Origin of the sequence: Streptomyces sp. NPDC092369 (genome assembly GCF_044755245.1) — a bacterium.
Classification (GTDB): Bacteria; Actinomycetota; Actinomycetes; order Streptomycetales; family Streptomycetaceae; genus Streptomyces.
Genome location: NZ_JBIVQP010000001.1, coordinates 1702411 through 1715818, shown reverse-complemented (window position 1 = coordinate 1715818; position 13408 = coordinate 1702411). Strand labels below are relative to the sequence as shown.

The 13408-nt window shown below is 71.3% G+C and carries 9 protein-coding genes; 7 read left to right on the top strand and 2 right to left on the bottom strand.

The window, feature by feature from the left end; genetic code table 11:
* Positions 1-99: 99 nt before the first annotated feature.
* Positions 100-1344 carry an FAD-binding protein gene (locus tag ACIQI8_RS07520; RefSeq protein WP_402345872.1) on the bottom strand — a complete coding sequence of 415 codons (1245 nt, stop codon included), beginning with the start codon at positions 1342-1344 and terminating at the stop codon, positions 100-102.
* Between the two features lie 186 nt (positions 1345-1530).
* On the opposite strand from ACIQI8_RS07520, the gene ACIQI8_RS07515 reads away from it, so the two are divergent.
* From ACIQI8_RS07515 to ACIQI8_RS07505, 3 genes are all read left to right on the top strand, one after another.
* Positions 1531-2217 (top strand): pyridoxamine 5'-phosphate oxidase family protein, encoded by a 687-nt coding sequence (locus ACIQI8_RS07515; protein WP_402345870.1) that lies wholly within the window; start codon positions 1531-1533, stop codon positions 2215-2217.
* A gap of 70 nt (positions 2218-2287) precedes the next feature.
* On the top strand, positions 2288-3628 hold the full coding sequence (locus ACIQI8_RS07510; protein WP_402345868.1) for a radical SAM protein: 1341 nt from the start codon (positions 2288-2290) through the stop codon (positions 3626-3628).
* A gap of 279 nt (positions 3629-3907) precedes the next feature.
* A complete protein-coding gene (locus ACIQI8_RS07505; RefSeq protein WP_402345866.1) occupies positions 3908-5401 on the top strand; it encodes a cellulose binding domain-containing protein in 1494 nt (497 codons plus the stop codon).
* A gap of 28 nt (positions 5402-5429) precedes the next feature.
* On the opposite strand, the gene ACIQI8_RS07500 is transcribed toward ACIQI8_RS07505, so the two are convergent.
* A complete protein-coding gene (locus ACIQI8_RS07500; RefSeq protein WP_402345864.1) occupies positions 5430-8378 on the bottom strand; it encodes a SpoIIE family protein phosphatase in 2949 nt (982 codons plus the stop codon).
* Between the two features lie 330 nt (positions 8379-8708).
* Here ACIQI8_RS07500 and rutA point away from each other — a divergent pair, with 330 nt between their 5' ends.
* The 4 genes from rutA (at position 8709) to rsgA (ending at position 13348) form a co-directional block, all read left to right on the top strand.
* A complete protein-coding gene (rutA, locus tag ACIQI8_RS07495; RefSeq protein ID WP_402345862.1) occupies positions 8709-9782 on the top strand; it encodes a pyrimidine utilization protein A in 1074 nt (357 codons plus the stop codon).
* 103 nt (positions 9783-9885) lie between these two features.
* A complete protein-coding gene (locus tag ACIQI8_RS07490) occupies positions 9886-11382 on the top strand; it encodes an MFS transporter (RefSeq protein ID WP_402345860.1) in 1497 nt (498 codons plus the stop codon).
* The gene (locus ACIQI8_RS07485; RefSeq protein ID WP_402345859.1) at positions 11379-12005 is read left to right on the top strand and encodes an isochorismatase family protein; all 627 of its coding nucleotides are present in this window, start codon (positions 11379-11381) and stop codon (positions 12003-12005) included. Before ACIQI8_RS07490 ends, ACIQI8_RS07485 begins: the two co-directional genes overlap by 4 nt.
* 233 nt (positions 12006-12238) lie before the next feature.
* Positions 12239-13348 (top strand): ribosome small subunit-dependent GTPase A, encoded by a 1110-nt coding sequence (rsgA, locus tag ACIQI8_RS07480; RefSeq protein WP_402345857.1) that lies wholly within the window; start codon positions 12239-12241, stop codon positions 13346-13348.
* The last annotated feature ends 60 nt before the right edge of the window (positions 13349-13408 follow it).

Sequence of the window (13408 nt, the reverse complement as noted above, 5' to 3'; positions counted from 1 at the left end):
CGGCGCAAGGCTATGGGCTGCCGACGTCTTTCGACAAGGGGTTAGGAAAGGGGCTTTATAAAGTCTCGGTCCAGGGAGCGGGCCCAAGGGGGCGGAGGCTCAGTCGCCGAGTACGTCCCGCACGAAGGTGTTGGCGAACTTGCCGCCGGGGTCCAGCGTACGGGCCAGCTCCCGGAAGTCGCCGAGCCGGGGGTAGCGCTCGCGCAGCACCCGCGCCTCCGTCGTGAACACCTTGCCCCAGTGCGGCCGGGCGTCGAAGGCGTCCAGCGCCACCTCCACCGCGCGCACCACCGGCAGCACGGCCTCGGTGTCGTCGACCCAGGTGAAGTGCAGGGCCACCGTGTCCCGCCCGTACGCCGGGCTGAGCCACTGCGCGTCGGCGGCCACCGTGCGCACCTCGCAGACCTGCAGCAGGGGCGCGATGGTCGCCCGGATCACGTCCAGCGCGCGCAGCGCGTCGCGGGCGTGCGGCCTCGGCAGCAGGTACTCGGACTGCAGCTCGGAGCCGCTGCTCGGCGTGAACTCCGCCCGGAAATGCGGGAGTCGCTCGTGCCACGGGCCCGGTACGCCGAACTGCTCGGTGCAGTTGCGGGCGGGCATCCCCGGCACCGGGTGCATCTTCTCGGTCGCCGGGGCGGCCCACGGGAAGTCCGCGAGCGGCTGGTCGGAGCGCCGCTTCAGCCACACCTGCCGGAAGCCCGGCGCGCGCCAGTCGGTGAACAGGCTCACGCTGTACGCCGTCGCGGCGACCGTCTCGAAGTCCAGGCCTTCGAGGGGGAGTTCGGTGAACACGTACTGCTCGACGTCGAAGCCCGGCTGCAGGTCGAGAGTGAGGGTGGTGACGACGCCGAGCGCGCCCAGCGAGGTGACGGCGCCGTCGAAGCGGTCGTCGCCGCGTCCGATCGTCACGGTGGAGCCGTCCGCGGTGACGATCTCGACCTCGCGCACGGCCGACGCGAGGGAGCCGTTGGCCACGCCCGAGCCGTGGGTGCCGGTGGCCACCGAACCGGCCACGGAGATGTGCGGCAGGGAGGCCATGTTGGGCAGGGCGAGGCCGTGCGCGTCCACGACCCGGGCCAGTTCCGCGTATCGGACGCCGCCCGAGACCCGTACCGTGCGGGCCGTGGTGTCCACGTCGATCACCGGGGGCAGTCCGGCGGTCGACAGCAGGACGCCGTCGGGACCCGGTTCGGCGATCTCGTTGAAGGAGTGCCCGCTGCCCAGCACGCGCACCCTCGCGCTGTCGGCCACCAGGGCCTTGAGCGCGTCGAGCGAGTGCGGGCGGTGCAGTTCCTTGGCGGCATAGGTGATGTTGCCCGCCCAGTTGGTGACGGTCCCGGTCATCCCGTTGTCCCTCCCCGTGGCATCGAGAGCCACGACCTCACAGGGGAACCTACCTCGCGCGTCCGGGAGTCGCGCAGCGGGTACCCGGCGGGGCTGCGCGACGAATTTCGTTGCGCTGGGCGTTCACGGCAACGGATCACGTCGCCCCCTATCCGTCCGGGGTGCGCTTTCGTTAGCTTTGCGTCCATGACGTCGAGCCCGCCGCCCGCCCTGCCCGCCGCCCTCCCGCAGACCGAGCTGACCCGGCACCGCCGTCTGCGCGAGCAGGGCAGCCTCGACCGGGCGGACCTGGACGCGATCCTGGACGCCGGGTTCGTGTGCCACCTGGGTGTGCTGGTCGAGGGCCGGCCCCTGGTCGTACCGACGGTGTACGGCCGTGACGAGCGGCAGCTCTATCTGCACGGTTCCGTGGCCAGCCGCAGCCTCGCCGCCGGCACGCCGGTCTGCGTCACGGTCACCCATGTCGACGGCCTGGTCCTGGCCCGGTCGGTGTTCGAGCACGGCGTGAACTACCGCAGCGCGATGATCCACGGCGTCCCGCGCAAGATCACCGACCCCGACGAGAAGCTGGCCGGCCTGCGCGCCCTCACCGAACACGCGACACCCGGGCAGTGGACGTACGCCCGCCGCCCGAGCCGCAAGGAACTCGCCGCCACCACCCTGCTCGCCCTGTCCCTGGAGGAGGCATCGGTCAAGATCCGCACGGGCCCGCCGGACGACGGCGAGGGACCTGACGCGGAGCTGGGGATATGGGCGGGCACGCTGCCGCTGACGTCGACGTGGGGTACCCCGGTCGCGGACCCGGCCCTGCCGTCGAACACTCCCGTACCGGAACATATCGCCCGTCGTGGAGGGACCCGGCACGGGGAATGAACGAGCGGGGGCATACCGTGAAGAGTCGTACGCCTGAAGCAGGGCGCCTGAGCCGGGAGGAGATTACGGGATGGGCAGCCGCACCGCGCTGGTCGAGGATCTGATGGAGCGCTTTCCGCATGTGCCGCGGGAAGCCGTCTTCAAGGAGGACCTGCTGCGCGGCGGTGTCGCCTTCGACCCCTCCGCGCTGAGTGACAACGAGGGCGGCGAGGTCAAGCCGAAGTCGTACTTCATCTTCTCCTTCGACCACGGCACGCTGCCGGAGCTGGGCGAGGCCGCGCTGCGCCGGCCCCCGGAGGAGATCATCCTCACGGGCGGCCCCTACGACCTGCGACGGACCGTCGTCTCCGTGCGCGTGAACCCGGCCTCGCCGTACCGCGTCGCCTCCGACGACGACGGTGTCCTCGGGCTGTATCTCGACGGCAAGCGCATCGCCGATGTCGGTGTGCCGCCGATGCCCGAGTACTACCGGCACAAGCTCGCCAACGGGAAGTCCGTGATGGAGGTGGCCCCGACCATCCAGTGGGGCTACCTGATCTACCTCACCGTCTTCCGCGTCTGCCAGTACTTCGGCGCCAAGGAGGAGTGCCAGTACTGCGACATCAACCACAACTGGCGCCAGCACAAGGCGGCCGGGCGGCCGTACACGGGCGTCAAGGACGTGGAGGAGGTGCTGGAGGCGCTCGAGATCATCGACCGCTACGACACCGCGAAGGTGTCCACCGCCTACACCCTCACCGGCGGCGCGATCACCAAGACCGTCGCGGGGCGCGACGAGGCCGACTTCTACGGGCACTACGCCAAGGCCATCGAGGAGCGCTTCCCGGGCCGCTGGATCGGCAAGGTCGTCGCCCAGGCCCTGCCGAAGGACGACGTGCAGCGCTTCAAGGACTACGGCGTGCAGATCTACCACCCCAACTACGAGGTGTGGGACGAGTACCTGTTCAAGCTGCACTGCCCGGGCAAGGAGCGCTACGTCGGCCGCGCCGAGTGGCACAAGCGGATCCTCGACTCGGCGGAGATCTTCGGCGCGCGCAACGTGATCCCCAACTTCGTGGCGGGCGTGGAGATGGCGGAGCCGTTCGGCTTCAAGACCGTCGACGAGGCCATCGCGTCGACCACCGAAGGCCTGCGCTTCTTCATGTCGCAGGGCATCACGCCCCGCTTCACCACCTGGTGCCCCGAGCCCACCACCCCGCTCGGCAAGGCCAACCCGCAGGGTGCCCCGCTGGAGTACCACATCCGGCTGCTGGAGGCCTACCGCGCCACCATGGAGGACTTCGGGCTCCAGTCCCCGCCCGGATACGGCGAACCCGGCCCCGGCCGCGCCGTGTTCTCCGTCAGCTCCTTCATGGACAGCCTGCCGGCCCGCGAGGACAGCACCTCCACGCCGGAGCCGACCCAGGTGTGACTCCCGGGGTCCCGGGGTCCCGGGGGACACGGAGTGGCATCGCATCGATACTTCCTGGCGTTCCTTCCGTATAACTCTCGTAGCAACGAGGAGTGGACGCAGGAGCGGCAGCGGGGGGTGCACCGGCGGTCGTCGTCAGGCGACCGCCGGTAACCGGAATTGAAACGGGCGCTTGTCAGTTGTGTCGAGAACGTGAAAGGCTCGGGCCCTGCCGCGAGGCTCCCCACAACTCCGTTGCCAACATGGTGAGTTGACCTCGCTTGTGGATGCAGGAGACCCATGCCCGACCTGCCGACCCCGAAGGACGCCGCCGAGGCCGCGCTGTTCTCGGAGTGCTGGGACGCCGTGCTGTCCTACGCCGATCTGTGCACCGCGGGCTCCACCGCGGCCACACAGCTGGCCACGGAGGCATTCGCCCTCGGCATACGCGAAGCACGCGCCGCGGAGAGCGGCCATGCCAGGAGCACCGGCCGCCGCGCGCCCAACCTCCCCGTGATTCCCCTGCTGCTGACCGCCGTACGCACCACTGCGGCGGCCTGGGAAGCGGGTGGACAGGGTCACGACCTCGACTCCGATCTGCGGCTGTGGCTCAACTCCGACAACGCCGCGCGCTACACCGGACCGCCGCTGCTGCGCCCGATCGCCCTGCGCGGTCTGCGTGACCTGCAGGAAGCGGACGCCACGCTGCTGTGGCTGGCCGAGGTGGAGGCGCTGCCGCTGCCCGTGGTGGCCCGGCGCCTGGGCCTGGACCCGGCCCTCGTCGCCGACGAACTCGCCCAGGTGCGCGGCCTGTTCCGGGACCGCTGCCACCGCAACCACGTCGACACACCGATGGACGCGCAGTGCCGCAGCTATGTGCGGCTGCTCGACGCGGTCACCCGGTCGCCCACCGCCGACATCCCCGAGGACCTCTCGCACCACCTCGCCCGGTGCGTGGGCTGTGCGGAGGCCGCCGCCTGTCTGCGGCCCACCAGCGGCGGGCTGCCCGTGGCGCTGGCCGGCGGGGTGATCGGCTGGGGCGGCCTGGCCTATCTGGAGCGCCGCCGCCGGGCCGCCGAGGTGCGACTGGGCGTCGGACGCCCGGAGTTGACCGCCGGCTCGGGCGGTGAGCCGCAGGAGGGTGCCAAGCGGGCGAAGGCCGTGCGCAACGGTCTGCTCGTCGCCGCCGTCCTGGTGTCGCTGCTGGCGCTCGCCGTGTCGATGATGCCGATGGGCGGTGGCATGGACGACGACGCGTCGGGCTCCGGCGGCCCCTCGGCCGACACCGGCCCGGTGGCCGCGCCGCAGCCGTCCCGGCCGTCCTCGGTACCGCTCCCGAAGACGGCCTCCCCGACCCCGTCCGCCACCACGACGGCGACGCCGACCGGCCGGGGCAAGAAGGCGGACCCGGACCCGGAGCCCCAGGGCGCCTCCTCGTCCACGGCCGACGACAAGTCGTCCCCGGGCAAGAGCGCCTCGCCCACCTGCGCGTTCGAGTTCGACCTCGTCAACCAGTGGCCCGACGGTTTCCAGGCCACCATCAGCGTCACCACCGGGAAGGCCATCGGCGACTGGCGGGTGGCCTGGTCCTTCAAGGACGGCCAGCGGGTCGGCCAGATGTGGGACGCCAACTTCGCCCAGAACGGCTCCCGGGTCACCGCCACCGCCGCCGACTACAACGAGTCGGTCCCCGCGAACGGCACTCTCTCCTTCGGCTTCATCGCCACCTGGTCGGGCAAGAACTCCCCGCCGTACGACGTCACGCTGAACGGGCAGAGCTGCGCGAAGTCCTGACCTCGCGACACCCTCCGGACGAGGACCGCTAGCGGTCCTCGTCCCCCAGGAGCAGGGCGTCCAGGTCCCCCGTGAAATCACCCGTGTTGAGGAACATCAGGTCCAGGGGGTCGGACGTCGGCTCCGGCCGGTTCTCCGGTGCGAGCAGTGCCTGTTCCGTCCAGATGCACTTGCCCGTGGCCGTGTAGCGCGTGCCCCACCGCTGGGAGAGGGCCGTGATCAGCTGCAGGCCGCGACCGCCCTCGTCCGTGTCCGTCGCACGGCGGATCCGGGGCATCGTCAGACTGCCGTCGAAGACCTCGCAGATCAGCTCGGCGCCGTGCAGGAGCCGTAGCCGCAGCGGGCCCCTGGCGTGGCGGATCACGTTGCCCACCATCTCGCTGGCCAGCAGTTCCGTGGTCGGGATCAGGTCGTCCAGACCCCACAGGACGAGCTGTTCACGCACGTGGCGGCGGGCCTGGCCGGCGGCTCGCGGGTCCTCGGGCAGCGACCAGGACGCCATGCGGTCGCCGGTGAGGGCGTGCAGGCGGGCGACCAGCAGGGCCGCGTCGTCCGTCGTCGCGCTCTCGGCGGGCAGCAGCCCCGCCGTCAGGGTGTCGCAGAGGCGCTCCAGGTCCATGTCCGTGCCCGGATCGGCCTGGTGCGCCTCGTGCAGCAGCCGCGCCAGGTCCGCCATGCCCTCTTCCATCTCGCGCTTGGACGACTCCACCAGGCCGTCGGTGTAGAGCACCAGCAGGCTGCCCTCCGGAACCGTCAACTCGACCGTCTCGAAAGGGGGTTCGGCCGCGCCGAGCGGCGGGTCCGCCTCCAGGGGCGGGAAGTGGACCGTGCCGTCGGGGTGGACCACCGCGGGCGGCGGATGCCCGGCCCGTGCGATGGAGCAGATCCGCGAGGTCGAGTCGTAGAGCGCGTACAGACAGGTCGCGTACGACTCCTCGCCCATGCCGGCGACCAGGTCGTTGAGGTGGCTCATGATCTCGTCGGGCGGGAGTTCCAGGTCGGCCAGGGTGTGGACCGCCGTGCGCAGGCGGCCCATCGTCGCCGCCTCCGGCAGGCCGTGGCCCATCACATCGCCCACCACCAGGGCGACCTGGCCGCCCGAGAGCGGGATGATGTCGTACCAGTCGCCGCCCACGTCCATGCCCTGGCCGGCCGGAAGGTAGCGGGCGGCCGCGGTGCACGCCGGCAGATCGGGCAGGTCCCGGGGGAGCAGACTGCGCTGGAGTTCGCGGGAACGGGTGTGCTCGGCGTCGTAGAGCCGGGCCCGCTCCAGGGCCTGGGCGACGAGGGCGCTGATCGTGGTCAGCAGCGTGCGCTCCTCGTCGGAGAGCCGGCGGGAGCGCTCGAAGGCGACGACGCAGACGCCGAAGGTCTTGCCGGACGCCGTCAGCGGCAGGAACGCCCACGCCTGCTTCTCGGCCCGGTCCGGCCTGCCGGTCAGCGCGGGGTAGCGGGCCGTGTACTCCTCGACCGAGGAGAGGAACAGCGGCAGACCGGACGCGATCACGTCCCAGGACGGCTCACCGGATGTCCGGGAGTGGCCGTCGACGGTGGCGAGGAAGTCCTCGGGGTAGCCGTCCGCTCCCACGGTGTGCAGCCGGTCGCCCTCGACGGCCTGCACCAGGAGACCGGCCGCGGCGAACGGCGGCAGCACCCGGCGGGCGACCGCGGCCACCACGTCCTGCGAGGTCGTCGCCTTGGCCAGGGCCGTCGTCAACTCGCCCATCCGGGCCGCGCGTTCGACCGCGGCGCGCTCGGAGGCGCGGCGCTCCTCCTCGTGCTGCCGCTTCTCGGTGACGTCGGTGAAGTAGAGGGTGCGGCCGTCGGGGCCCGGCACCAGGCGCACGTGGTGGCGCCGGCCGCTGTCACCCATCCGCACGTCGAACCCGACGGACCTCTCCTCGGCGGCGGCCTCCCGGCAGCGGCTCTCCATGCCGGGCACCTCGCGGGTGGCGGGCAGCTCCCACAGCAGCTGCCCGAACAGCTCCTCCTCGGAGAAGCCGAGCGTGCGCTCCGCCTCCAGGTTGGCGAAGGTGATCCGCCACTCGTCGTCCACCGCCAGGAAGCCGTCGCTCATGTGGCGCAGGGCGCGGCCGAGCGCGTCCCGGGCGGACCGGGACTCGTTGCTCTCCCAGCCCACGCCGATCATCCGGTGAGGCTCGCCGTTCTCGTGGTACGTCACCCGCGCGCGGGCCTGCGTCCAGCCGTACGTGCCGTCCAGCCGCCGTACCCGGTACTCGGCCTCGAACACGCCGTGGTCGCGGATCGCCCGGTCCACCGCGTCGAGGGTCGGCGCCAGGTCGTCGGGGTGGACGCACACCATCCAGTTCTCGACCCGCGCGGTGTAGTCCTCCGGCCGGAAGCCGTACAGCTCCATGGCCGCTTCGTCCCACAGCAGTTCGCCGCCCTGGATGTCCCAGTCCCACGAGCCGACGCTGACCTCCTTCAGGGCCTGCCGCAGACGGTCGCGGGAGCCGGTCAGGTCCGTCCGGGAGGGGGTGGAGGGCGGCGCGGCCTGGCTCATCCGCTCCTCGGTCCAGGCGGTCAGATCGTGGAGGAAGTCCCACTGCTTCGCGGTGGGTTCGCCCTGGTCACCGGCCAGGACCGTGAGCGCGCCGATGCTGCGGTCGCCGCCGAACAGCGGCAGGGCGGCCAGGCCGGTGCCGGGCCAGCTGAGATCCGGGGCCGCCGTGTCCTCGGACGTGGACTCCAGCGGCACCCACACGCCACGGCCCTGGTACAGGGCCCGGGCCTGCGCCGACGGGCCCTCCTGGTTGATGATCTCCCAGGAGCGGGCGAGCGCGGGCGGCAGACCGGTCGACGACACCAGCCGGAGCATGGACATGGGGCCGCGCAGGTGAATCGTTCCCCCGAGGGCGCTCAGCTCGCCCACGGCGTGCTGGAGCGCCAGCCGGAAGACCTCGCTCTCCGCCACGCCGGGGTCCACCGTGCCGAGGAGAGCCAGACGCGCGTTCATACCGTGGACTTTACCGTTCCGGCCTCAGGTGACGTACAGCTTCGCATGATTCCCACCAGCGGTCCCGAGCACCGCCGCACGCTCAACTGACGTAAATTCAGGGAGAGTTACCGGCAAGTCACACTGAGATCAAGATCCGTCACGCTGTGTGGCGCGCGCCCTGCCGTGCGGCGGGTCGGACGCCGTGTAGCGCGGCGTTCACGGACCGGGCGGGGGGCGGTAATGATCGACGAATACATTTGAGGGCATCCCGGAATTCCTGGAACTCCGCGATCACGTAAGGGCGTTGTCACCCCGTCAGATCCACCCCACCCGCCAGCGAGGAGCGGTATGGACATCGGCGTCTTCATCCCCATCGGCAACAACGGCTGGCTCATATCGAAGAGTTCACCCCAGTACCTGCCGAGCTTCGAGCTGAACAAGGCCATCGTGCAGAAGGCGGAGGAGCACGGGCTCGACTTCGCGCTGTCGATGATCAAGCTCAAGGGGTTCGGCGGCGAGACGGAGTTCTGGGACCACAACCTGGAGTCGTTCACGCTGATGGCGGGCCTGGCCGCCGTGACCGAGCGCATCAAGCTGTACGCCTCCACCCCGATCCTCGCGCTGGAGCCCGCCATCGTCGCGCGCATGGCGGTGACGATCGACTCGATCGCCCCCGGCCGCTTCGGCATCAACATCGTCACCGGCTGGGCCCCCGGCGAGTACTCCCAGATGGGCCTGTGGCCCGGCGACCAGCACTTCGGCAACCGCTACGCGCGCGCCGCCGAGTACGTCACGGTGATGAAGGAGCTGTGGAGCGAGGGCGTCAGCAACTTCAAGGGCGAGTTCTACCAGATGGACGACTGCGTGCTGTCGCCGCGCCCGACGGACGGGCACATCGACATCGTCGCCGCCGGCCAGAGCAGCACCGGCATGAAGTTCGCCGCCGAGCACGCCCAGTACAACTTCATCCTCGGCAGCGGCGTCAACACCCCGCTCGCGCTCTCGGACACCACGGCCGGTCTCGTCGAGGCGGCCGAGCAGACCGGCCGGGACGTCGGCGCGCTCTCGCTGTTCATGGTCATCGCGGACGAGACCGACGAGGCCGCCCACGCCAAGTGGCAGGACTACCACGACAACGCCGACCACGCGGCGCTGGCGTACATGGCGGGCGAGACGGCCACGGACACCACCTCCGACGGCACCTCGACCGCCCGGACCATCGCGCTGCCCGAAGGCGCGGTGAACTTCAACATGGGCACGCTGGTCGGGTCCTACGAGACCGTCGCGAAACTGCTCGACGAGGTCGCCGAGGTCGAAGGCACCAAGGGGATCATGCTCGTTTTCGACGACTTCCTCGAAGGCCTGGAGAACTTCGGAACGCGCATCCAGCCGCTGATGAAGTCGCGCTCGGTCCCGCGGTGAGAACCGCCCCCGTACCGGACCCGCCGGACGCCTCCCTCGGTGGGCCGGACGTGTGGCCGGCCTGATGCCCGGGGCGGGGTCCGCCGGCCGTGACCCGCGGTGGGTGTTCGCCGCCACCGCCGTGGGCGTGGTCGCCGTGTTCCTGAACATGAGCGGCCTCGCCGTCGCGCTGCCCACGATCGCCCGGGAGTTGGGTGCGGGCCCCGGGCAGGCCGACTGGATCCTGCTCGGCTACATGCTGGTCACCACCGCTCTGATCCTCGTCTTCGGCCGGATCGCCGACCTGGTCGGCCGCCGCAGGCTCTATCTCGCCGGGCTCGTCGTCTTCACCGCCGCGACCGGGCTGGCGGCGCTCGCCCCGACGGCGGAGTTCCTGATCGCGGCCCGGGTCGTGCAGGGGGCCGGGGCCGCCGCCGTGATCACCAACAACACCGCCCTGCTGACCGACGTCTTCCCCGCGCGGAGCCTGGGCCGGGCCCTCGGCTGGAACGTGACCGTGGCCGCGCTGGCCCAGCTCGCCGGACCGCTCGTCGGCGGCGCGGCGACCCAACTCCTCGGCTGGCGCGGGCTGTTCGTCGTCTGCGTGCCGATCGGGCTGCTCGCGATCGTCGCGTCGGCGCTGGTCGTTCCGGTGAGCGCGGGCGGCACCGCCCAGCGGGCCGGCGGCGCCCGCGAACCGTTCGACCTGCCGGGCGCGCTGCTCTCCACGGCGATGCTGACCGCGCTGGTCCTCGCCCTGACGCCCGGCGCCACGGCCACCGTCTCCGGCCGGCTGCCGTGGATCTGCGCCGGCGCGACCCTCGCGCTGTTCACGGCCTTCGTCGTCGTCCAGGCACGGCGGTCGCACCCCCTGGTCGACGTCGCGTTGCTGCGCACCCGGGCGATCGCCCTGGTGCTCGGCGCCGTGCTCGCCAACGCGATCGGCTCCTACGCCGTCGTACTGCTGGCCTCCCTGCACGAGCAGGCGGTCGCCGGCGCCACGTCCCTGCGGGCGGGAGTGTTGGTGACACCGGTCGCGGTCGGCACGCTGACGACCTCGGCCGTCGCCGGTTCCCTGTTCGGCCGCTTCACCCCGCGCGCGCTGACGACGGCGGGCACCGCCATGACGGCGTGCGGACTGCTGGGCTTCTCGCTGACGCTCTCGACGACGGCGGTGCCTTTCCTGGCGGTGGCCCCGTTCCTCTTCCTCGTCGGGGCCGGCACCGGGCTGTTCATGACCCCCAGCACGAGCGCCCTGATGCTCAGCGCGCCGGCGGACCGGCGCGGGATGGCCAACGGCCTGCGGTCGACCACACAGAACGTGGGTTACCTGCTCAGTACGGCGCTCGCGCTCGCGTTCACGACGACCGGGCTGAGCGAACCGGCCCGGCACGCCGCGTACGACGGGACACTGAACACGCTGAACGTCCTCGGGTCGGGCGAGCTGAACCGCTTCGTCGCCAACATCCGCGTCACGGGGTTCGTCCTCACGGGCATCGTGGTGGCGGGCGGAGTGATCTGCCTGGCGTTTCCGCGGTCGCTGCGAGCGCCGCGTACGGCCGACGCGGTCGCCGTCAACGCCCGCCCGGAGTCCGCCACTTCACGAAGGGGATCGCCATGACCGCCTCCCGGCAGCAGGACTACGAGCACGCCGGATTCGGCGGCCGGCTCACCCCCGGCACCTCCCCGGCCCTCCTCCTGGTGGACCCCGCCCGCGCCTACGTCGACCCGGACTGCCCGCTCTACGCGGGGGTCGAACCGGCGGTCGAGGCGATGGGACTCCTGCTGGCCGACGCGCGCCGGGCCGGGATTCCGGTGATCATCACGAGGGTGCTGCTGCGGGCGGACGGCAGTGACGGCGGCCTCTTCTTCCGCAAGGTGCCCGTCCTGCGGGCCTTCGTCGAAGGCAGTCCCTTCGGCGAATTCATCGACGGGCTGGCCCCGACGGCGGACGAACTGACCGTGACGAAGCAGTACCCGAGTGCCTTCTTCGGCACCGGACTTGCCGCTCACCTCACGGCGAACGGCATCGACACCCTGTTCATCGGCGGACTGTCGACGAGCGGCTGCGTCCGCGCCAGCGCGCTGGACGCCATGCAGTACGGGTTCGTGCCCATCGTGGTCGAGGAGGCCGTCGGCGACCGGGACGCCGGCATCCACGCGGCGAACCTCTTCGACATCAAGCACAAGATCGGCGAGGTGTGGCCGATGGGGCGGGTGCGGGAGCATCTCGGTGCGCTGTGATCCGGTGCGCTGCCATGTGGGCCGCTGTAATTCGGTGGCGTCGTGGCCCGAGTGCCCCTAAGGTCGTGCTCGTTCCGATCGTGTCCGTTCACGAGGAAGACCTGGGAGGTGTTGACCGATGACTGCCGTCGCGCCGGGCGCTGCCCGCATCCACGAGTTCATCAAGTCCACCTCCCTGGCAGCCGGCTGACCTCAACTTCGTCGGCCGGGGCCGTCCTTGTGAAGGATCTCCCTTGACTTCCAGCAGTTCCAGCTCCGTTTCCCCTGCTCTCTCCGTGCTCGCTCCCTACGGCTGGGACGAGGCATGGGCGGACGAGTTCGCCCGCTATGACAGCGAGGGCCTCCTGCCCGGGCGGGTCGTCCGCGTCGACCGCGGGCAGTGCGACGTCGTCACCCCCGTCGGTACCGTGCGGGCCGACACCGAGTTCGTCGTCCCCCGCGATCCGATGAAGGTCGTGTGCACGGGGGACTGGGCCGCCGTCGACCCGGAAGGCAGCGATCCGCAGTATGTGCGAGCGCTGCTGCCACGCCGTACCGCCTTCGTCCGTTCCACCTCCTCCAAGCGGTCCGAGGGGCAGATCCTCGCCGCCAACGTCGACCACGCGATCATCGCGGTCTCGCTCGCCGTCGAACTCGACCTCGGCCGCGTGGAACGCTTCCTCGCCCTGGCCTGGGAATCGGGCGCCCAGCCCGTCGTCGTGCTCACCAAGGCCGACCTCGTGCCGGACCCGGTGGGCCTGTCGTACCTCGTCGAGGACGTCGAGTCCACCGCCCCCGGCGTCCCCGTGCTCACGGTCAGCGCCGTACGCGGTGAAGGCCTCGACGTCCTCGTGGCCCTCGTCTCCGGCGGTACGTCCGTGCTGCTCGGCCAGTCCGGCGCGGGCAAGTCCACCCTCGCGAACGCGCTCCTCGGCGACGACGTCATGGACGTACGCGCCACCCGGGACGCGGACGGAAAGGGCCGCCATACGACGACCACCCGCAACCTCCTCTCCCTGCCGGGCGGCGGTGTCCTCATCGACACACCCGGACTCCGGGGCGTCGGCCTCTGGGACGCCGGGACCGGGGTCGGCCAGGTCTTCGCCGAGATCGAGGAACTGTCCGGACGCTGCCGTTTCCAGGACTGCGCGCACGAGAGCGAGCCGGGGTGCGCGGTGCTTGCCGCGCTCGACTCGGGGGAGCTGTCGGTGCGGCGGCTGGAGAGCTATCGGAAGTTGATGCGGGAGAACCAGTGGATCGTGGCCAAGACCGATGCGCGGGTCCGTGCGGAGCTTCGGCGGGAGTGGAAGCGGAAGGGTTCTGACGGGAAGGCGGCGATGGAGGCGAAGCGGGGTCGGTGGTGACCGGGGTTGTCGTGGCCGTCCGGGGGCTGCCGCCCCCAGGCCCCCGCTTTTCCGGCTCGA